This window comes from Aeromonas sp. EU05-FHT14A05 (assembly GCF_058791175.1).
Genome location: NZ_JBYTDH010000005.1, coordinates 221,330 through 241,157, shown reverse-complemented (window position 1 = coordinate 241,157; position 19,828 = coordinate 221,330). Strand labels below are relative to the sequence as shown.

Annotated in this window: 15 protein-coding genes and 4 tRNA genes; 11 read left to right on the top strand and 8 right to left on the bottom strand. The window is 64.0% G+C overall.

Annotated features, from left to right (window positions below; all coding sequences use genetic code 11):
* The first annotated feature begins 76 nt into the window (after positions 1-76).
* On the top strand, positions 77-1,012 hold the full coding sequence (locus AC3WR3_RS09910) for a LysR substrate-binding domain-containing protein (protein ID WP_492291762.1): 936 nt from the start codon (positions 77-79) through the stop codon (positions 1,010-1,012).
* Positions 1,013-1,082: 70 nt separating this feature from the next.
* Here AC3WR3_RS09910 and AC3WR3_RS09905 read toward each other — a convergent pair whose 3' ends face one another.
* Together AC3WR3_RS09905 and AC3WR3_RS09900 are read right to left on the bottom strand one after the other, a co-directional pair.
* The gene (locus AC3WR3_RS09905; protein WP_492291810.1) at positions 1,083-1,868 is read right to left on the bottom strand and encodes a siderophore ferric iron reductase; all 786 of its coding nucleotides are present in this window, start codon (positions 1,866-1,868) and stop codon (positions 1,083-1,085) included.
* Positions 1,869-1,945: 77 nt separating this feature from the next.
* Positions 1,946-4,090: a TonB-dependent siderophore receptor gene (locus AC3WR3_RS09900; RefSeq protein WP_492291761.1), complete on the bottom strand. Its 2,145-nt coding sequence runs from the start codon at positions 4,088-4,090 to the stop codon at positions 1,946-1,948.
* A 409-nt stretch (positions 4,091-4,499) separates the two neighbouring features.
* Here AC3WR3_RS09900 and AC3WR3_RS09895 point away from each other — a divergent pair, with 409 nt between their 5' ends.
* Positions 4,500-6,020 (top strand): sensor domain-containing diguanylate cyclase, encoded by a 1,521-nt coding sequence (locus AC3WR3_RS09895; protein WP_492291760.1) that lies wholly within the window; start codon positions 4,500-4,502, stop codon positions 6,018-6,020.
* Positions 6,021-6,074: 54 nt separating this feature from the next.
* On the opposite strand, the gene AC3WR3_RS09890 is transcribed toward AC3WR3_RS09895, so the two are convergent.
* The gene (locus AC3WR3_RS09890) at positions 6,075-6,974 is read right to left on the bottom strand and encodes a helix-turn-helix domain-containing protein (protein ID WP_492291759.1); all 900 of its coding nucleotides are present in this window, start codon (positions 6,972-6,974) and stop codon (positions 6,075-6,077) included.
* A gap of 235 nt (positions 6,975-7,209) precedes the next feature.
* On the opposite strand from AC3WR3_RS09890, the gene AC3WR3_RS09885 reads away from it, so the two are divergent.
* Complete coding sequence (locus AC3WR3_RS09885) at positions 7,210-7,950, top strand: SDR family oxidoreductase (protein WP_139439566.1); 741 nt, start codon at positions 7,210-7,212, stop codon at positions 7,948-7,950.
* A gap of 62 nt (positions 7,951-8,012) precedes the next feature.
* On the opposite strand, the gene AC3WR3_RS09880 is transcribed toward AC3WR3_RS09885, so the two are convergent.
* Positions 8,013-8,915 carry a LysR family transcriptional regulator gene (locus AC3WR3_RS09880; RefSeq protein WP_492291758.1) on the bottom strand — a complete coding sequence of 301 codons (903 nt, stop codon included), beginning with the start codon at positions 8,913-8,915 and terminating at the stop codon, positions 8,013-8,015.
* A gap of 101 nt (positions 8,916-9,016) precedes the next feature.
* Here AC3WR3_RS09880 and AC3WR3_RS09875 point away from each other — a divergent pair, with 101 nt between their 5' ends.
* From AC3WR3_RS09875 to AC3WR3_RS09865, 3 genes are all read left to right on the top strand, one after another.
* Positions 9,017-9,655, top strand: coding sequence for an NAD(P)-dependent oxidoreductase (locus tag AC3WR3_RS09875; RefSeq protein ID WP_492291757.1), 639 nt, complete (start codon positions 9,017-9,019; stop codon positions 9,653-9,655).
* 398 nt (positions 9,656-10,053) lie between these two features.
* Positions 10,054-11,082 carry an isopenicillin N synthase family dioxygenase gene (locus AC3WR3_RS09870; RefSeq protein WP_492291756.1) on the top strand — a complete coding sequence of 343 codons (1,029 nt, stop codon included), beginning with the start codon at positions 10,054-10,056 and terminating at the stop codon, positions 11,080-11,082.
* Positions 11,083-11,207: 125 nt separating this feature from the next.
* Positions 11,208-12,371 (top strand): trans-sulfuration enzyme family protein, encoded by a 1,164-nt coding sequence (locus tag AC3WR3_RS09865; RefSeq protein WP_492291755.1) that lies wholly within the window; start codon positions 11,208-11,210, stop codon positions 12,369-12,371.
* 101 nt (positions 12,372-12,472) lie between these two features.
* On the opposite strand, the gene folD is transcribed toward AC3WR3_RS09865, so the two are convergent.
* A complete protein-coding gene (gene folD / locus AC3WR3_RS09860) occupies positions 12,473-13,330 on the bottom strand; it encodes a bifunctional methylenetetrahydrofolate dehydrogenase/methenyltetrahydrofolate cyclohydrolase FolD (protein WP_005326697.1) in 858 nt (285 codons plus the stop codon).
* Positions 13,331-13,533: 203 nt separating this feature from the next.
* Between folD and AC3WR3_RS09855 the strand changes: the two genes are divergently transcribed.
* From AC3WR3_RS09855 to katG, 4 genes are all read left to right on the top strand, one after another.
* A tRNA-Pro gene (locus AC3WR3_RS09855) sits at positions 13,534-13,610 on the top strand.
* A 37-nt stretch (positions 13,611-13,647) separates the two neighbouring features.
* Positions 13,648-13,724 (top strand) — tRNA-Arg (locus AC3WR3_RS09850).
* Between the two features lie 49 nt (positions 13,725-13,773).
* Positions 13,774-13,849: transfer RNA gene (locus AC3WR3_RS09845), tRNA-His, on the top strand.
* Positions 13,850-14,513: 664 nt separating this feature from the next.
* Entirely contained in the window at positions 14,514-16,688 is a 2,175-nt protein-coding gene (gene katG / locus AC3WR3_RS09840; protein ID WP_429107682.1) for a catalase/peroxidase HPI, read from the top strand.
* Positions 16,689-16,911: 223 nt separating this feature from the next.
* On the opposite strand, the gene AC3WR3_RS09835 is transcribed toward katG, so the two are convergent.
* Positions 16,912-16,999, bottom strand: a tRNA-Ser gene (locus tag AC3WR3_RS09835).
* 192 nt (positions 17,000-17,191) lie between these two features.
* Entirely contained in the window at positions 17,192-17,647 is a 456-nt protein-coding gene (locus tag AC3WR3_RS09830; protein WP_161507131.1) for a type III secretion system chaperone family protein, read from the bottom strand.
* A gap of 159 nt (positions 17,648-17,806) precedes the next feature.
* On the opposite strand from AC3WR3_RS09830, the gene AC3WR3_RS09825 reads away from it, so the two are divergent.
* Entirely contained in the window at positions 17,807-19,144 is a 1,338-nt protein-coding gene (locus AC3WR3_RS09825) for a flavohemoglobin expression-modulating QEGLA motif protein (RefSeq protein ID WP_139439572.1), read from the top strand.
* Positions 19,145-19,198: 54 nt separating this feature from the next.
* Here the strand turns inward: AC3WR3_RS09825 and AC3WR3_RS09820 are convergent, their stop codons facing one another.
* Positions 19,199-19,780 carry a thymidine kinase gene (locus tag AC3WR3_RS09820; RefSeq protein ID WP_492291754.1) on the bottom strand — a complete coding sequence of 194 codons (582 nt, stop codon included), beginning with the start codon at positions 19,778-19,780 and terminating at the stop codon, positions 19,199-19,201.
* Positions 19,781-19,828 lie beyond the last annotated feature (48 nt).

Below are 19,828 nucleotides of genomic sequence, written 5' to 3'. Positions count from 1 at the left end.
AAGGTGACCTTGGCTATTGAATCCTCTTCAACTGGCTCTCAAGAAATCCTCAACTGACGCACAAAGGAGCAGTGCCATGGGTGTGCCCAACCAGTCGACCAGCCATCAGAACACTAACGCGGGCATCGATCTCAAGCACCTGAAGACCATCAGTGCCCTGGCCGAACAGGGCTCTCTGGCGGGGGCGGCCCTCAGCCTCAACCTCACCCAGTCCGCCCTCTCCCACCAGCTCAAAGAGCTGGAGACCCGCCTCAATCTGGAGCTGTTTCTTCGCAAGAGCCGCCCCCTGGTGCTGACGGCGGCCGGCCAGCATCTGCTCGCCCTGGCCCGTCAGGTGCTGCCCGCCCTGGCCCAGACCGAGCGCCAGCTGCTGGCCCTGCACAGCGGGGATGCGGGCAGGCTGCATCTGGCGCTGGATTGCCACAGCTGCATCCAGTGGCTGCTGCCGCTGTTGCCGGGCTTTCGCCGCCAGTGGCCCGGGGTGGCGCTGGAGGTGGAGTCGGTGCCCGGCTTCGATGCCATCAGCGCCCTGCTCGGCGGCCAGCTCGATCTGCTGCTCACCTCGGACGTGCAGGCGCGCGGGGATCTCCACTTCGAGCCCCTGTTCGCCTTCGATCTCACCCTGGTGATGGCCCCCGATCACCCCCTCTGCCATCAGACGCAGATAGTGCCGACCGATCTGCGGCAGGAGGTGCTGCTGGTCTACCCGGTGGAGCGGGCCCGCATGGACGTGTTCAGCCGCTTCCTGCAACCCGCCGGGGTGGAGCCCGCCCGCTGCAAGCCGGTGGACAACACCTCGGTCATGCTGCAGATGGCCGCCGCCGGGCTCGGTGTCGCCGCCCTGCCTCGCTGGGCCAGCGAGGAGTTCGTGCGCCAGGGCCTGCTCGAGGCGCGTCCCCTGGGCACCGGGATCCGCCGCCATATGTACGGGGCCGTGCGGGCCGCGGATCGGGATCAGCCCTGCCTGCAGAGCCTGTTCGAGCGCATTCGCACCCAGATGGCCGAGCAATGACAGGGCATGAAAACGCCGCCCCAGGGGCGGCGTTCACGCTCTCTTTTCCATGGGCCTGTGCTCTGGGGCCTCAGGATCCCTCGCCGCAGCCGGCGGCCCCCTGCCGCCTCGGGCAGTTGCCGCAAAGCTCCCCATCCCCTCGCCTGTAGTGCAGGCAGCAGCGCTGGCGCACATAGCCAGGGAAGGCCTCATCCCGGGGGAGTGAGGCCGGGCGCCAGCCCGCCAGATGCCCGGCGGGCAGGCCGCAGGCGGCGAGCCAGAGCGGCGCATGGGCTTCGACCACCGCCGGGCTCACCTCGTCGAAGAAATCCGGCACCCGCACCAGGGCCGCCAGCAGATCGTCCGCCAGGAGCGGGCGCACGAAACCGGGGCGCAGCCGCTGCACCTCCCCAAGCAGCGCGAACAATGCCTGCCAGTGGGCCTGGAGCCGTTCCCCCGCCGCCTTGATCAGGGTCTTCACCTCCCCCTTGATCATGGGCTCCGCCGGCAGGCTGAAGCCGGACACCAGCCCCTCCTGATAGCCCTGCCCCATGCGATCCAGGGCGGGCACGGCACCCACCCGATAGACGGCCACCATGGCGAGGTAGATGGACTGCCAGCAGAGCATGCCCCAGCTGCGGGTCAGCCAGTAGGCCGCCCCCGCCTCCGGGTGCGCCTGCTGCCAGTGACCATGCAGGGCAGCCGCCACCTCGTTCGGGGCACCATGAGGGGGGGCCGTCAGCAGAGCGGGGCTCTCCCCCGCCAGCCGCCCCTTGAGAGAGGGGATAAGCCCGGCCGCCGCCTCAAACAGGGCGTCGTGCTCCGCCAGCAGGCTATGCTGGCTGTGCACCGCCAGGGCACCGAGTCCACGAGGCAGGGCATGTTCGGTGTTCACCGCCAGGACGCCTGGGTCGCGAGGCAGGGCGTGCCCCGGCGCAGGTCCGGGGCGCAAGGTCAGAATGCGTATTTGAGTCGAGCCTCCACATTGCGCTCAGCCCCGAACCAGCAGTTGTTCTGGTCGTAGCAGGAGTAGTAGGTCTTGTTCAGCAGGTTGCTGGCGCTAAGCGATACCCCCACCCCCTTCATGCTCGCGCTGAGGGCGGCGAGATCATAGGAGGCGGACATGTCCATCAGCAGATAATCCGGCACTGTGTCGGTGTTGGCGGCATCCATTTCGGCCTCCCCCACGTAGCGCAGGCCGGCGCCGACCCGCATTCCCTCCAGGCTGCCGCCCGGCAGGTAGTTGCTCCACAAGGAGGCCATCTGCCTGGGCACCCAGACCGGGGTCTTGCCCTGCAAGTCGGTGGTGTCCTTGGTGATCTCCATGTCCTGAAGGGTATAGCTCAGCGCCAGATCCAGCCGGCTGGTGAGATCCGCGCGCCCCTCCAGCTCTATCCCCCTGGAGACAATTTCGCCGGTCTGCAGCTTGGGCCCGTAGACGTTATCAGGATCCGTCACCAGGGCGTTCTCCTTGGTGATATGGAACGCCGAGATCGTGGCCGTCTTGCTCATGTCCTCGGAGAGGAACTTGAGCCCCCCCTCCCACTGGTGGCCGGTAGCGGGATCGAACGCCTTGCCGCTCTTGTCCGCCCCCGGCACCGGCTCGAAACTCTCGGCATAGCTCACATAGGGGGACAAGCCATAATCCAGCTCATAGAGGGCGCCGAGGCGGAAGGAGAGGTTGTCTTGATCGATCTGGGCCAGGGACTGGCTGGCGGCTCCCAGGTAGAGGCCGCGGCTGTCGGTGTCCATCCGGTAGCTGTCGTAGCGGGCGCCGCCTATGGCCACCAGCCGGTCGAGGCGCACCTGATCCTGCAGATAGACGCCGGTCTGGGACTGGCGAATGGTCTTGCGATCCTCATAGGAGAAGGTCAGGGCATCCGGCCGGATCTGGTTGTGGTCCGGGTTGAAGATGTCGATGCTGGGCGCCGAGTAGTCGAGGGTGTCCTGATAGAGGATGCGCGCGTCCAGATATTGGTAATCGACCCCGAGCAACAGGTTGTGCTGGGCACCGCCGGTCTGCACCTTGCCCGCCAGCTGGTTGTCGATGACAAAACCGCGGGACGCCTCATCGGTGAGATAGGCGTTGCGGGCCAGGGTGCGGTTGTCCGCCGCCAGAGCCGCGTTGTAGGTGTTGCGCTGATAGGCGGAGGCATCCATGTAGCGGGCATTTTGCAGCACCTGCCAGTTGGCGTTGAAGTCGTGGCTCAGCTTGTAGCCGAGCAGGGTCACATCCCGGTTGTACTCGTTCCAGTTCTCGTCGCCGAGGAAGGTGTCGCTGCCAAGCTGCCCCAGGGGGTTGGACTTGACCGAGCCGCTGGCGGGCACAGTGGTGTAGATGCCGGCTTGCGGATCCTTCTGGTAGTAGAGGTTGAGGTTCAGCAGGGTGCGGTCGCTCAACTGCCAGTCCAGGGAGGGCGCGAAGACGTAGCGCTCCTCTTCGGAGGTCACCGCCTGGCCCTCTTTCTGGCGGGCCAGCCCCACCACCCGATAGGCGAGCTGCTCGTTGATGGCACCTGTGCTGTCGAGGGTCATCTCCTTGAGGGTGCCCGTCCCCGTCGCCACGCTGACGTTATGCTTGGCTTCCCGCTGGGGGCGCTTGGCAATGAGGTTGACCATGCCGCCGGGGGGCATGCTGCCGTAGAGCACCGAGGTCGGCCCCTTGAACACCTCCAGCTGCTCGATGGCCACAGGATCTATCTGGGGTTGCAGGTTCCACTCGTTGTATTGCAGCAAGAGGCCGTCATAGAAGTTCTGGTAGTTGTCAAAGCCGCGGATGTTGAACAGATCCAGCCGGTTGACCGCCCCGCCCCGCAGCTCGGTATTGACCCCGGGCACGTAACGCAGCGCCTCGCTCACCGAGCTGACGCCGCGCTGTTCCAGAGTCTCGCTCTCCACGACCGAGATCGCCTGGGGCGTCTCTATGGGGTCAAGCCGGGTCTTGGTCGCCGTGTTGCGATAGGTCTGACCCAGCACGGTCAGGGTCTCGTCGGCCAGCGCCGCGTCCTGGCTGCCGGGCGCGGCGGCCAGCACAGAGCCTGCCAACAGGGTGGAGATGGTCGCGGCGACCACGGTCAATGGGGGGTGAACAAGTTGCATCTGATCCTCGACTGCCTACTGCATGTGAATAGTAACAAATATCATTTGCATTTTATTGTTCTAATTTGCCGCGGAATTAACAATTTGGGGCATGTTGGCGGGTCAGTGACAAAGAAAGGGGGGAAGAAGAGCGCCATCTGACTGCGTGACGAGTGAAACAGAGTGCAGGGGAAGCCAAATGGAGAGGGTGTAACCTAGCGCGCTTTCGCCGGGGTGGCCTCAAGGCCCCCTATCCTGCCGGCCGAACCGGGCCGGATCAGCGCCCGTATCCGGCCTTCGCTTTAGAGCAGTTGCTCCTTTTTCATCCACACCCTTGATCCGGGTCAAGCCCTGCTGACAGGGATGGCGATAGTATGCGGCCCCTTTTATCAGTCCTGTTTGAGACGATACAAGGCATACGATCACCCCAATGAATGACACCATCAATAAAGATCTGCACTGCCACACCCAGCTCCACGTCTCCTTTGCGGTGATAGTGCTGACCCTGCTCACCGCCCTGGTGGGGGTCAGTTGCAGCATCCAGCGTGCGGCCGAAGTGAAGTATCACAAGGTGGCCGCCATGTTCGTGCACAACATGGCGACCCAGTTCATCGCGTTGCAATTCAAGCCGCTGGAGCACGTCCTCAACGAGACCGGCAGCTTCATCGACAAGCCCGCCCTGCAGGCCTTCCTCAGCGACGGGCACGCCCCCCTTCGCATGACCCTGATGCAAACGTTGTCCCTCACCCCCTATGTGAAAAGCATCCTGGTCGCCGATCAGCAGGGGCGCTTCAACTCTGTCCCCCACCTGCCGGTCGAGGCGGGCTTTGATGCCAGGGAGCGGTCCTGGTTCAAGTCCGCCGCCTCCCGCACCCTCTTCGTCAGCTACACGGACCACTACGCCAGCAGAATCGACCAGCAGCGGACCGTCTCCGTCTCCCGACCCATCGTCGACAAGGAGGGCTTTCCCCTCGGCACCCTGGCCATGGAGCTCGATCTCGAGCAGATGAGCCATCCCCTGCGCCTGCTCAAGAGCCCCCTCAAGGGGGAGTTCTATCTCATCGCCCGCAGCGGCGACACCCTGCTGCATTCCAATGTGGGCAACCTGTTTCGCCGCCAGCTGGCGCCGCAGCTCATCGCGCAGATGACCAACGGGGCCGACCATCTCTATGACGCCGAGCACCAGACCCATGTCTACTACTATGCCTTCTCCAACCCGGACTGGTTCGCCATCTACACCGTCAGCGACGCCGAATTCAAGGAGGCCAGCCACAGCGAATCCTATCAGTTGCAGATCGCCGTGGCGGGTTGCCTGCTGATCTGCCTGCTCTGCTGGGGCTCCCTGCGCCATGCCATCAACAAGATGATCGTCGAGATCATCGCCCTGATGCGCGTTGGCCGCATCGACATGAGCAAGCCAGGAGAGCTGCTGCGCCAGGAGATCCAGAGCGCCCATCACCAGATGCAGGAGGCGGTCGCCGCCTCCAACACGGATGCCCTGACCGGCCTCTTCAATCGCCGCAGCTTCGATCAGGATCTGGCCAGCCATCTGGCCGACGGCCTCCCCTTCTCCCTCGGCATGATAGATCTGGACAACTTCAAGGCCATCAACGATCAGCTGGGACACCTGGTGGGCGACCGCGTCCTCCAGGCCGTGGCGCAGGAAGGGGTGACGGTGGCCGACGGCCTGGCCAGGCTCTACCGCTACGGCGGGGAGGAGCTGGCCATCCTGATCCCCGGGGAGGACGAAGCCCAGGCACTGGCCCTGCTGGAGCGCTGGCGCCAACGGGTCCTGCAACGTCAATGGCGAGAGGCGGGGCTGGTGGTGACCTTCTCGGCGGGGCTGGGGCAGTGGCGCCATGAATCGGCCGCGAACCTGATAGCAAGGGTCGATCGGGCACTCTATCAGGCCAAGGAGGCGGGCAAGAACCGGGTTCACCCGGCAGACTGACGGGGCTGGTTATCTGGTGTCATACGGGCGGTATGAAGGACCCCGTTGCCGAGCCTAGCGGGGTGATATGGGCAGCCAGTACTCCATGGAGGCATCGGGCTGCTGGCCGTCAAAGCCCGGGGCATAGCGCTCCAGCTCGAAGCCATCCAGCCCGCGATAGCTGGAGGAGGGCAGCCAGTGCAGGATAAACCAGTTGAGGCTCTGCCCCAGCTGGCTGATGGGGCCCAGGTGACCCAGCACCGCATACTCCTGGGAGGGAACCCGAAGGCGCGCCAGCCCGGGGCCGGGCTCACTCCCCTCCTCTGCCGCCACCCCGGCCCAGTAGGGCAGCCGCTCCCCCGCCCCCGAGACGTCCACCACCCCCAGCAGCTCGCTGGACGACAGGCGCCCCCCCGCCTCGCGCCAGGCCCCCCAGATGGCGGGCACCGTCTGCTGAAAGTCCGGCGCCTTCGCAAAGAGGCCCCGGATCTCCCCCCTGACGCCGTGCAGGGTGAACCCCGGCCGGCTCTCCACCCGCACCTGCACCAGCCTGGGAGGGCTGGCCAGGGGCATGGGGGCCCGCACCAGGGGAGTGCGCAGCCCCAGCCGCAGGCCCCGCTTGCGATAGGCCAGGGGGGAGCAGCCAAAGTGCTGCTTGAAGGCCCGGCTGAAGCTGACTTCCGAGCCAAAACCGTGGTTCAGCGCCAGATCCAGCACCCGCTGACGGCTCGAGAGCAGCGCCTCCGCCGCCAGGCTCAACTTCAGCTCGCGCACATAGTGGGCCACCGTCTGGCCGGTCTCATGCAGGAAGACCCGCTGCAACTGCCAGCGCGACCAGCAGCTCTGCTCGGCCAGTTGCTCCAGCGACAGGGGCTGATCCAGGTGGGTGTGAATGTAGTCGAGCACCCGCTCGATGCGGGTGAAATGGGGGCGCGTCTGTGGCGCCGGGTCTGGGAAGGCGGGGAAGCTTGTCATGCTGTGGTCGGGCTCTGTGCCGGCGAAGGGGCGCATTCGCCCAAGTGGCCACATTAAACATGGCCGCCGTGCCGGGGGCAAGCCTTGTGCGGCCCGGCTCCCGCTCGCAAGTACCTTGCCCCCAGACGCTCCCCTGTCACAAAAATGACGCCTTTCCCTGCCACATTGTTTGCAGACAAGGTTGTCAATTGCCCCAGGGGCACCATTCAACTCGTGACATGCAGGGAGAGCCAAGATGAAGAAGATTGCCTTGATCACCGGAGCCCGTGGCGGCATCGGATCCGCCATCACCACCGCCTTGCTGGCCCAGGGGTATCGCATCATCGCCACCCACTCCAGCGTCAATGCCGCCGCTGCACGGGAGTGGTACCAGGAGCAGGGGTATCAGCCGGATCGGGTGCGGCTGCTGGCGCTGGATGTGGCCGACACCGCCATGTGCCGCGAGACCCTGGGCCGCCTGCTGCAGGAGGAGGGCCGAGTGGACGTGCTGGTCAACAACGCCGGCATCACCCGGGATGGGGCCTTCAAGCGGATGGCGCCGGATCAGTGGTTCGAGGTGATCCACACCAACCTGTGCAGCCTCTACAACGTGACCCAGCCGCTGTTCGATGCCATGTGCGAGCAACGCGATGCCCGCATCATCAACATCTCCTCGGTCAACGGTCAGAAGGGGCAGTTCGGTCAGGTCAACTACTCGGCGGCCAAGGCGGGCATGCTGGGATTCACCAAGGCGCTGGCGGCGGAGGGGGCCCGCTTCGGGGTCACGGTCAACGCCATCGCCCCCGGCTACACCGCCACCCCCATGGTGGCGGCGATCCGCACCGACATCCTCGACAGCATCAAGGCCGACATTCCCATGCGCCGCCTCGCCAAGCCGGAGGAGATAGCCGCCGCCGTGGCCTTCCTCGCCAGCGAAGCAGGGGCCTATATCACGGGGGAGACCCTGGCCATCAACGGCGGCCTCTACATGAAGTAGCACCGGGGCAAGCGGGATCCACAGGGGGCAGCCAACGGGCTGCCCTCTGCTGTTGGTCGACACTACATGGGGCGCGCCGCCCCCCCGGGTTCGGCGAAATGGCTGCGCAAGGCGGTGATCACCCGGCGCACCTTCTCCGGGATCTCCCGCTGGGGGGTGATGGCGTGGATCTCCATGGGCGGCACCCGAAAGCCTGGCAGCAAGGCGAGCAGGCGGCCCTGGGCGAGATCCTCTACAACTTCCCCCTCGGGTTGCAGGGAGATCCCCTGCCCCGCCAGGGCAAACTGGCGCAGGGGCAGCACGTTGTTGCATTGCACCCTGGGTTTGCACCTCACCCTGTGCTCGCCCCCCCGCTCGTCAAGGAGCAGCAAGCCGCTCCCCAGCATGTCGCCGCAGAGCCAGTCGTGCACGGCCAGATCGGCCGGGGTGCGCGGCGTCCCCTTGCGCGCCAGGTAGGCGGGGGCGGCGCACAGCAGCATCCGAGTCTGGCCCAGCTTGCGGGCCACCAGGGTGGAGTCCGGCAGGGAGCCGACCCGCAGCGCCACGTCGATGCGCTCGGCAATGAGATCCCGCTTCTCGTCGTCGGCGATGATCTGGATGCACAGGCCCGGGTGGGCCTGCAACAGGGGCGACAAGGCCAGCGCCAGCGGCTGGCCCGCCATCCCCACGGGGGCGGTGATCCGCACCTCCCCGAGCAGGCTGTCGCGCACTTCCGAGAGGCGCAGCTCGGTCTGGTTGAGGGTCTGTTGCAGGGACTGGCACCCCTGCCACACCACCTCCCCCGCCTCCGTCAGGCTGAGGCGACGGGTGGAGCGATGGAGCAGAGGCAGGCCGAGCAGGCTCTCCAGCTGGCCGATGTGCTGGCTGACGGCGGAGGGGGTCATGCCGAGGGCCTTGGCGGCCCCCGTCATGGTGCCCGCCTCCACCACGGCGGCGAAGATGGCGTAACGTCTGAGCTGATCCATTATTAAATCCAGCTTACAAGTGAATGCAATTTACAGAGGATTATTAAATCACATCCGGGGGCGTAGGATAGCCTCATTCCCACAGTGAAGGAGAGATATCCATGAAAATTGCCCTCATAGGTGCCAGCGGTTTTGTCGGTTCAGCCATCCTCAATGAGGCCGTCAGCCGTGGCCACAGCGTCACCGCCATCGTCCGCGACACCAGCAAGCTGACCCCCCACCCGCAGGTCCGGGCGGTGGCGGTGGATGCCCAGAACCCGCAGGCGCTGGCCGACGTGCTCAAGGGGCACGATAGGGTGATCAGCGCCTACAACCCGGGCTGGACCGCACCGGATATCCATGATCAGTACCTCAAGGGCGCCAGCGCCATCGTCGAGGCAGCCAACGCCGCCCACGGCTGGCTGCTGGTGGTCGGCGGTGCCGGCAGCCTGGAGATAGCCCCCGGCGTGCAGCTGGTGGATACCCCTGACTTCCCGGCCGAGTGGAAGCAAGGCGCCCTGGCGGCCCGCGACGGTCTCACCGCCCTTCGCCGCGAAACGACCCTCGACTGGCGCTTCGTCTCCCCGCCGGTGTTCCTCGAACCCGGCGAGAAGCGCGGCGGCTACCGTCTCGGGGGCGATCAGGTGCTCTTTGACGGCGACAAGCCTGCCGGGATCACAGTCGGGGATCTGGCGGATGCCGTGCTCAACGAAGCGGAACAACCGGCTCACCTGCGCCAGCGCTTCACCCTGGGTTACTGAAGAGAGTGATCTAGTCGCGCTGGGCGGGCGCTCACCCTCTGACCTCTGCGCCACACTACCCAAGGGGAGGCTGATGCCTCCCCTTTGTTCATTCGCCTCCCACTGGCACAGCGCCTTCCCAGGCCCCAGGCAGATTCATGGGCAAGGCGATCGGTTGGGGCGCATTTTCTCCGTGCAATCGACAAATCTCCCCAAAGGGATCGAATCCTATTTCGACTTTTGTATATAACTAAGAATATTTTGTTGCTTCCACCTTATAACTCCGAACAGTAGCATCCCCTTAAACCCAAACGGTGCCATCGTGAGCCACGGACCCGTGTCCTGCCACTCGCCACACCGCCGTCTTTGTCGCGGATCCTCGGGACTGCACCCGACATCCGACACCTGAGGAGATGCACATGGAACATTCATCACTGCCCATCATCGACTATGCCGCGATCACTGGTGCCCCCGAGGAGCGCCGCCAGATGCTGGCCAAGCTTGGCCGGGCGGCCCGCGACATCGGCTTCTTCTATCTGACAGGCCATGGTCTGAGCGAAGCGCAGCAACGGGAAACCCTGGCGCTGGCGGCCCGCTTCTTCGCCCTGCCCCTGCAGGAGAAGCTGGCGGTGCAGATGGTGCACTCCCCCCACTTTCGTGGCTACAACCTGGTGGGGGCCGAGCTCACCCGGGAGCGGCCGGACCGGCGGGAGCAGTTCGACATCATGAACGAGGAGCAGGCCCTCCCCCTGGCGCAGAACAGTCACCCCTGGCAGCGGCTCACAGGCCCCAACCAGTGGCCCGCTGCCCTGCCCGGGATGAAGACGCAACTGCTGGCGTGGCAGGCGCGGCTGAGCGACATCACCCTCACCCTGCTCGCCGCCTTTGCCGAGGTGCTGGAGCAACCGGCCGGGGTGTTCGATGAGAGCATCCAGGGCGCCCCCTATCAGCACATGAAGCTCATTCACTACCCGGGACGGGAAGCGGGGGGCAGCGGCCAGGGGGTCGGCGCCCACAAGGACCCCGGCTACCTGACCCTGGTGATGCAGGACGATCACTCCGGCCTCGAGGTGGAGACGGCGCACGGCTGGATTTCCGCGCCCCCCCTGCCCGGCGCCCTGGTGGTCAATATCGGCGAGCTGCTGGAGCTTGCCTCCAACGGCTACCTCAAGGCGACCCTGCACCGGGTGCAGAGCCCGCCCCCCGGGATCTCCCGTCTCTCCTGCGCCTTCTTCATGGCGGCGAGACTCGATGCCACAGTGCCGCTGCTCACCCTCTCCCCAGAACTGGCGGCGCAGGCGCAAGGGCCAGAGAGCGACCCGGCCAACCCCCTCTTCTATCAGGTGGGGGAGAACGTGCTCAAGGGCAGGCTACGATCCCACCCGGATGTGGCGGCGCGCCACTATGCTCGGCAACACAGGGGAGCGCAGGAGCCGATACCGGCCTGACGCCATCAAGAGGGTGGCGACAGACCGCCATCCCGACCACAGGAGAGGGGCGCCGGCGCGGCCCCATCCACCGATTTTCACACCAGAACAACAACGCCATAGCCTGGCAACCACGGAGCAAGACGATGAAATTCAAGACCATGAGCGTGCACAGCGGCCAGCGGATCGATCCCCAGACCGGTGCCCTCACCACCCCGCTCTACCAGAGCAGCACCTTCAGCTACGTCAATGCCCAGGCGGGCAAGGAGCGCTTCGCAGGCCAGGCCCCGGGCTTTATCTACAGCCGCTTCGGCAACCCCACCACCGCCGAGCTGGAGCTGAAACTGGCGGCCCTCGAGGGCGCCGACGAGGCGCTGGTGGTGGCGAGCGGCATGGCGGCGGTGAGCGCCATCCTCTATGCCCTGGCCAGCAGCGGGGATGAAGTGGCCTATGTCGGCCCCCTCTACGGCGGCACCGATGCGTTCTTGAAACAGACCTTCAGCCGGGCCGGCATCACCATCACGGGTTACAACAGCGATCAGGATCTGCTGGCCAACATCAGCCCCGCCACCAGGGTGATCCTGTTCGAGACCCTGACCAACCCCACCCTCAAGGTGGTGGATCCCCGGGTGGTGGTGGAAGCGGCCCGCAAGGTGGGCGCCATCAGCGTGTGTGACAACACCTTCCTCACCCCCTACCTGCTACGCCCGCTGGAGCTCGGCATCGACGTGGTGATGCACAGCGGCACCAAGTACCTGGGCGGTCACGGCGACATCATCGCCGGGGTGGTGGCGGGCTCCCACGAGTTGATGAAGTCGATCCGCACCGTGGCCCTCAAGCACATCGGCTCCCCCATAGGCCCGCAGGAGGCCTACCTGCTGCAGCGCGGGGTCAAGACCCTGCCCCTGCGCATGGATGCCCACCTGCACAATGCCCAGAAGGTGGCCGACTTCCTCGCCGCCCACCCTGCGGTGAAGAAGGTGATCTACCCTGGCCTTGCCAGCCACCCGGGCCACGACGCCCTCGGCGCCTTCGCCAGCGGCTTTGGCGGCATGGTAAGTATTGAACTTGAAGGGGGCTTTGCGCGCTGCGCCACCCTGCTCGACAACCTGCAGCTGTTCGTGCAGGCGGTGAGCCTCGGCGATCTCGAGAGCCTGGCCTGCCACCCGGCCAGCACCACCCACGCCGCCATGGACGAGGCGAGCCGCCTCGCCGCCGGGGTCAACGACGATCTCATTCGCTTCAGCATAGGGGTGGAAGACGCCGACGATCTCATCGCCGATCTGGCGGCGGCCCTGGCCCTGATCTGACCCTAAGCCGCCATGCACGACCGGCGCCACGCGCAATAAAAAAGGGAAGGCCAGGCCTTCCCTTTCTCTCATCCATTCCCGAGTGCGGGAAGGGGCCTAACTCAGGCGTCGTGATAATCCTGGCAGGCGCTCAGGGTGTTCTCCATCAGGCTGGCCACCGTCATGGGCCCTACGCCACCGGGCACAGGGGTGATGAAGGCGGCGTGATTGCGCGCCGTTTCAAACTCCACATCCCCCACCAGGGAGCCGTCGGCCAGGCGGTTGATCCCCACATCGATCACCAGAGCCCCCGGCTTGACCCACTCCCCCGGAATGAAGTTCGGCTTGCCCACCGCCACCACCAGCAGATCGGCACGGCGCACCTGGGCCTCCAGATCCTGGGTGAAGCGGTGACAGGTGGTGGTGGTGCACCCCGCCAGCAGCAGCTCCAGCGTCATCGGGCGACCGACGATGTTGGAGGCACCGACCACTACCGCATGCAGACCGTGGGTCTTGACGCCGGTCGCCTCGATCAGGGTCATGATCCCCTTGGGGGTGCAGGGACGCAGCGCCGGGATGCGCTGGGCCAGACGGCCCACGTTGTAGGGGTGGAAACCATCCACGTCCTTGTCGGGACGAATGCGCTCCAGCACCTGGGTGGTGTCGCAATGAGCCGGCAGGGGCAACTGCACCAGGATGCCGTCCACCTCCGCATCCTCATTGAGCCGGTCGATCAGGGCCAGCAACTCTTCCTGGGTCGCATTGGCGCTCAGATCATAGGAGCGGGAGACAAACCCCACCTCTTCACAGGCACGACGCTTGCTGCCCACATAGACCTGGGACGCCGGATCCAGCCCCACCAGGATCACCGCCAGACCCGGTGCCCGCTTGCCCAGAGCCAACCGCTGTTGGACTTGTTCGGCGACCTGATTGCGAATCGTTTGCGCAACCTGTTTTCCATCAATGATTTTGGCAGACATCGTTCTTCACTCACCATGTGTTCAACTGCCGCGCATTGTCGCATTTTTTTGGCGCGGGTGTTAGCGGCTCTCGCCTGGCGGGCAATAAGTAGGCATTTGAATTTACTGGCGGAAAAAGTCGTTGACGCTGACTTTGACGCTTGGGTATGATGCCCGCCCGTTGCCCAGTCGTACCGCCCCCGGTATGCTGGACGATGAGATTTCGGTGATTAGCGCAGCCCGGTAGCGCATCTGGTTTGGGACCAGAGGGTCAAAGGTTCGAATCCTTTATCACCGACCAGGTTCATCGGGAAGTCCTTCGGATTTCTTGATACAACGCGCCCTTAGCTCAGTCGGATAGAGCAACGGCCTTCTAAGCCGTGGGTCGCAGGTTCGAATCCTGCAGGGCGCGCCATTGATGTGACTCTTCCCTCGAAGAGCGACATCGAAGGCAGATTTCAGTGGTGGCTGTAGCTCAGTTGGTAGAGTCCCGGATTGTGATTCCGGTTGTCGTGGGTTCGAGCCCCATCAGCCACCCCATTATTAGCTGTTCGCGCTGAATCAAGCCGACAGAGGCAAGCACGACTTGCCATGAACCGGGCATCTGATGCCCTCATCAAAACCGGCCCAGCGCCGGTTTTTTTGTGCCTGCGCCCCAGCCTCGCCGCCTGTCCCGAGCGCTCCGCTCCCTCTTTATGCGCTTTGCCCCTCCCCCTTGCTCTCTCACGCTTGTCCCTGTGCTGGTCGGTCAATGCCACCGCCTGGTGCTGCCCCCTCCCCTGGCTGGATCACAGAGATGATCGGAGCCATCACGGCCCCGATGTATCCCTGCTTCCCATGACGCAGCGCAAGCTTCCATGCCGATGACAGTGATATGGATAAAAACCAGGCAAATGCCTTGTCTGCTTCTCTCATGAAGGGCGAGCCACCACTTGCGCCCAGGCAGCGCATCACAGGTTGCCGCCGCGCCTGATGCGAGGGGAAGTCGGGCAGAACGTAAATAGATTGTTAAACTAGATGGTCGTGATTCATCTTTTCGTAATCCATTCACTGCACAATAACGCAATATATTGAAAAAAAAGGAGTAATTAAAAGCCAGCGGCACAACAACAGACAGATCCCCTGCCATGACCCCACACAGCGCAGTGGAAAACTTCCCATACTAAGTGTCAGCAATGTAGATGCCCTCCAAGGAGAGACTGAGATGAGTGAAGAAAGCAAATGCCCCTTCAACCACACCGCCGGCGTCGGCAGAACCAACCGTGATTGGTGGCCGAATCAGTTGCGGCTGGATCTGCTGCACCAGCATTCCCCCAGCTCCGATCCCATGGACAACGATTTCAACTATGCCGAGGCATTCAACAGCCTCGACTACAAGGCTCTCAAGAAAGACCTGGTCAAGCTGATGACCGACTCCCAGGAGTGGTGGCCGGCGGACTTCGGCCACTATGGTCCCCAGTTCATCCGCATGACCTGGCACGCCGCAGGCACCTATCGCATCACGGATGGCCGTGGCGGCGGTGGCCGCGGCCAGCAACGCTTCGCTCCCCTCAACAGCTGGCCCGACAACGTCAACATCGACAAGTCCCGCCGCCTGCTCTGGCCCATCAAGCAGAAGTACGGCAACAAGATCTCCTGGGCCGATCTGCTGATCCTCGCCGGCAACGTCGCGCTGGAGTCCATGGGCTTTAGAACCTTCGGATTTGGTGGCGGCCGCCCGGATGTGTGGGAGCCGGATCAGGACGTCAACTGGGGTGACGAGATCGCCTGGCTCGGGGTCGACCCCGACCGGGTCAAGGGCGACCGCGAGCTCGCGGCCCCCTTTGGCGCCACCCACATGGGCCTCATCTATGTCAACCCCGAAGGCCCCAATGCCAGCGGTGACTACATGGAGGCGGCCAAGGACATCCGCTCCACCTTCGGTCGCATGGCCATGAATGACGAAGAGACGGTCGCCCTCATTGCCGGTGGCCACACCTTCGGCAAGGCCCATGGCGCCGCCCCCGAATCCCACAAGGGGCCCGAGCCGGAAGCGGCCCCCCTGGAAGCCCAGGGCCTGGGCTGGATGAGCGACTACGGCAGCGGCCACGGCAAGGATACCGTCTCCAGCGGCCTCGAGGTGACCTGGACCAAGACACCGGCCCTTTGGAGCAACAACTTCTTCGAGAACCTGTTCAACTTCGAGTGGGAGCTGACCAAGTCGCCGGCGGGCGCCAAGCAGTGGGTGGCCAAGGATGCGCCGGAGATCATCCCCGATGCGCATATCCCGGGCAAGTTCCACAAGCCGACCATGCTGACCACCGACCTGACCCTGCGCTTTGACCCCGAGTTTGGCAAGATCTCACGCCACTTCTATGAGGACCCGCAAGCCTTCGCAGATGCCTTTGCCCGCGCTTGGTACAAGCTGACCCACAGGGACATGGGCCCCATCGCACGCTATCTGGGGCCGGAAGTGCCCAAGGAGGAGCTGATCTGGCAGGACCCCATCCCCGCCGTCAATCACCCCCTGATCGATGACAAGGACGTGGCCGCCCTCAAGGAGAAGATCCTGGCGGCCTCCCTGACCGTCGCCGAGCTGGCATCCACCGCCTGGGCCTCGGCAGCCACCTTCCGTGGCTCTGACAAACGCGGCGGTGCCAACGGTGCCCGCATCCGCCTGGCCCCGCAAAAGGATTGGGCAGTCAACCAACCGGCACAGCTGGCCAAGGTGCTCAAGACCCTCGAAGGCATCCAGCAGGGGTTCAACGCCTCGGCCACCGGCGGCAAACGGGTATCCCTCGCCGATCTCATCGTGCTGGCCGGCGGCGTCGGTGTCGAACAGGCGGCCAAGCTGGCGGGAGTCACAGTGACCGTGCCCTTCACGCCGGGTCGCATGGATGCCTCCCAGGCCCAGACCGATGTGGACTCCTTCGCCGTGCTCGAGCCTCTCGCCGACGGGTTCCGCAACTACGGGGGCGAGTGCGCCGCCTTCGCGGAGACCATGCTGATCGACAAGGCCCAGTTGCTCACCCTGAGTGCCCCCGAGATGACGGTACTGGTGGGCGGCATGCGGGTGCTCGGCACCAACGTCGGCAACTGCCACGGGGTCTTTACCTCTGCCCCCGGCACCCTCTCCAACGACTTCTTCGTCAACCTGCTCGACATGGGCACGGAGTGGAAACCGGCAGCAGGAGCCAAGGGCATCTACGAGGGGAGTGATCGCAAGACAGGCAAGGTGAAGTGGACCGGCACCCGCGTCGATCTGGTGTTCGGCTCGAACTCCCAGTTGCGGGCCCTGGCGGAGGTCTATGCCAGTGCGGACGGGAAGGAGAAGTTCGTGAAGGACTTCGTGGCGGCCTGGACCAAGGTGATGAACCTGGATCGCTTCGATCTCGCCTGACCCGCACTCTCTGCATGCCGCCTGGCCTGCTTCAAGGGACATGCGTGAGAGATGACCGGGCACCACAAGACAAAAACCCGACCATAAGGTCGGGTTTTTATATTGGCGGCGGGTCTGGATTGACCCGGACTGCCCTGCCCCTTGTCGAACCAGGGTTCAAACCGAGCGTCGTCACCGGATAAAGTAAAAGGGCCTGTCTTGCGACAGGCCCTTTTACTTTATTTGGCGGTGAGGGAGGGATTCGAACCCTCGATACGTTGCCGTATACACACTTTCCAGGCGTGCTCCTTCAGCCACTCGGACACCTCACCAATTTGTTTTAGTCATCTGCCATGGCCAAGCCAGAAGCAGATCACCAAATTTTCGACTGCCGTTTAACGTGTTCAATCTCCACGTGATGTTCTGCACTGTTGCGCCGGAACGGGGCGTAATTTAGGGGAAAGCCCCGCCGGCGTCAACGGCTTTTTGGCTGCCGCGAACCGTTCGCACATTAAACGCGCAACTCAGTGCACAGATTCCGGTGCGACCTGGATCTCCGGCAGATTGAGGAAGCCGAGGCGTTCACATTCGGACACCACTTCATGGGTCGCCGCCGTGGTGCTTTCGACGAACAGCAGGAACTGCTCGACGGAGAGACCCGCCTTGGTGAAGACGGTGTGACCCACGACGAGGCGCGGCAGGTTGTCATCTATGATGTCGAGGAACACCTTGAGGGACGGGTATTGCATGTTGAGACGACCCAGCTCGGCCACCAGGGGCAGCAGGGATGAGGGGCGCACCTCCAGTTCGGATGAAAACAGCAACCCTTCCTCTTCCACGAAGATCCGGCTCTCCTGGATGCCCTCGACGGACTGCAGGGAGACCATGTGGATGCCGTGGCACTGATCGCACACATAGTGCTCGATCCGGGCCTGCTGCAGCCAACGCATTATCATTTCAGAGCTGGGGATATTCATCATTTTCACGAACACAATAAGGATCAAGGGGCGCAGTCTAAACCAATTTTCCGACAACCAAAAGCGCACAGGCGGGATCACCCCCGCTCTCGCTTCTTTTTGGCAAGCGCTATGCATATACTCAGCCATTCTCGTACCGCACTCGCCTCCACAGAAGGCCCGATGACCATCCAAGAAAAGTATCGCCTGCACCTCAAATCCCTCTCGGATGAACTGCTCGCCCTGCAAAAACCCATTCGCATCCTGGATGCCATCAAGTGGCCCCGCCACCTGCAGACCGAGTTTCTCGCCAAGGGCGGACGAGTGCTGCCCGCCATCGATGCCGACTTCTATCAGGCCCTCCCCCTCGATTTCGATCCCCGCAACAAATACCTGGAGCTCAAGGAGCTGAGGGACAGGATCCGCAGAAAGCTGGGGCCGCAGGATGATCTGGGCCGGATCCTGCAAGAGACGGTGGATCAGTACATGGTGGTGATAGAGATGCTGCGCCAGCGCGGGCAGCCGGACTTCCAGCGTTACAGCCAGTTGCTGTACGGCTCGGCGAGCGATCATCTGCGCGGGGATCGCAAGACCCTGAAAGAGCTGGGTGCCCGCCTCTGCGACATCTTCTCCCTGCCCGGCGCCCGCCACCTGGTGCGCCCCTACCCCAAGGAGTTCGAGGGGGAAGCAGCGGTGGCCAGGTTGCAGGGCAAGCTGTCGAACTACTTCAGCGACGGCACCGTGCAGGTCAAGCTGAGCGATGGCATCGTCTCCGATGCCGCCGCCGGGGGGGATTACATCAAGCTGAGCTCCCACGCCCGCTTCTCCGAGCTGGACTTGCAGGTATTGGAGGTGCACGAGGGCTGGGTGCACGTCGGCACCACCCTCAACGGCCGCCAGCAATCCTATGCCACCTGGCTGGGGGCCGGCTCGCCGCGCATCACCGCCTGCCAGGAGGGGCTGGCCGTGCTCATCGAGACCCTCACCTTCAGCTCCTTCCCGGACAGGGCCAAGCGCATCTCGGATCGGGTGATGGCCATCGACATGGCGGAGCGCGGCGCCGATTTTATCGAGGTGTTCCGCCACTTCGTCGAGAAGGGGGCCAGCGAGCACGATGCCTACAAGATCACCCAGCGGGTGTTTAGGGGCGGCATGGTCGAGGGCGGCGCCTGCTTCACCAAGGATCTCTCCTATGTGAAGGGCTATGTGGAGACGGTCAACTTCATCCGCAGCGCCGTGCTGGAAGGGGTGCCGGAGATCCTGCCCATGCTGTTTGTCGGCAAGGTGACCCTGGACGACATCCCCGTGCTCTATCAGCACTATCTGGAGGGGCTCATCGATGCCCCCCGCTACCTGCCCCCCATGTTTCGCGATCTCACCGGCCTCTATGTCTGGTTCGGCTTCGCCTCCGGCATGTCCCTGGTGGACATAGGCCGGGTACAGCAGCATTTTCGCCAGCTGTTCCACCGCCTGCCGGTGGCCGACCCCATCATAGCGCCGGTGGACATAGAGATAGACTGAACCCTTCGTCGACAAAAAAGGGCGCCCCTGAGGCGCCCTTCTTCATGCTGTGGCTTACTTGTAAGCCCGCCCTTCCAGATAGTGTTTGCGGCAGAGCGACACATAGCGATCGTTCCCCCCTATCTCCACCTGCTCGCCGTCGCGCATCACCTGCCCTGCCTCGTTGACGCGAGAGTTCATGTGCGCCTTGTTGCCGCACCAGCAGATGCTTTTGAGCTCCTCGAACTTGTCCGCCAGGCAGAGCAGGTGGTAGGAGCCGGGGAACAGCTCGCCGCGAAAATCTGTCTTGAGGCCGTAGGCAATCACCGGTATGTCCTGCTCATCGACGATGCGGGCGAGCTGATACACCTGCTCCCGGGTCAGGAACTGCGCCTCGTCGACGATGAACACATCGATATGGCGATTTGCATGGCGCGCCTTGACCATCTCGAACAGATCGCAGCTGTCACTGAAGACCTCCACCTTCAGCTCCAGCCCGACCCTGGCGCTGATGATCCCGGCACCGAAGCGGTCATCGATGGCGGGGGTCATGGCCAGCGGATACATGCCACGCTCCAGATAGTTGAAGTGGGCCTGGATGAGCTGGGTCGACTTGCCCGAGTTCATGGTGGCGAATTTGTAGTGCAGTGAAGCCATGATGGGGTTCCGAAACGGGATTGATGGGGGGCATGCTAACCAAAGCCC

Coding starts and splice junctions, on each gene's coding strand:
- AC3WR3_RS09910 (WP_492291762.1), top strand. CDS start 77: ATGGGTGTGCCCAACCAGTCGACCAGCCATCAGAACACTAACGCGGGC.
- AC3WR3_RS09900 (WP_492291761.1), bottom strand. CDS start 4,090: ATGCAACTTGTTCACCCCCCATTGACCGTGGTCGCCGCGACCATCTCC.
- AC3WR3_RS09895 (WP_492291760.1), top strand. CDS start 4,500: ATGAATGACACCATCAATAAAGATCTGCACTGCCACACCCAGCTCCAC.
- AC3WR3_RS09890 (WP_492291759.1), bottom strand. CDS start 6,974: ATGACAAGCTTCCCCGCCTTCCCAGACCCGGCGCCACAGACGCGCCCC.
- AC3WR3_RS09885 (WP_139439566.1), top strand. CDS start 7,210: ATGAAGAAGATTGCCTTGATCACCGGAGCCCGTGGCGGCATCGGATCC.
- AC3WR3_RS09880 (WP_492291758.1), bottom strand. CDS start 8,915: ATGGATCAGCTCAGACGTTACGCCATCTTCGCCGCCGTGGTGGAGGCG.
- AC3WR3_RS09875 (WP_492291757.1), top strand. CDS start 9,017: ATGAAAATTGCCCTCATAGGTGCCAGCGGTTTTGTCGGTTCAGCCATC.
- AC3WR3_RS09870 (WP_492291756.1), top strand. CDS start 10,054: ATGGAACATTCATCACTGCCCATCATCGACTATGCCGCGATCACTGGT.
- AC3WR3_RS09865 (WP_492291755.1), top strand. CDS start 11,208: ATGAAATTCAAGACCATGAGCGTGCACAGCGGCCAGCGGATCGATCCC.
- folD (WP_005326697.1), bottom strand. CDS start 13,330: ATGTCTGCCAAAATCATTGATGGAAAACAGGTTGCGCAAACGATTCGC.
- katG (WP_429107682.1), top strand. CDS start 14,514: ATGAGTGAAGAAAGCAAATGCCCCTTCAACCACACCGCCGGCGTCGGC.
- AC3WR3_RS09830 (WP_161507131.1), bottom strand. CDS start 17,647: ATGATGAATATCCCCAGCTCTGAAATGATAATGCGTTGGCTGCAGCAG.
- AC3WR3_RS09825 (WP_139439572.1), top strand. CDS start 17,807: ATGACCATCCAAGAAAAGTATCGCCTGCACCTCAAATCCCTCTCGGAT.
- AC3WR3_RS09820 (WP_492291754.1), bottom strand. CDS start 19,780: ATGGCTTCACTGCACTACAAATTCGCCACCATGAACTCGGGCAAGTCG.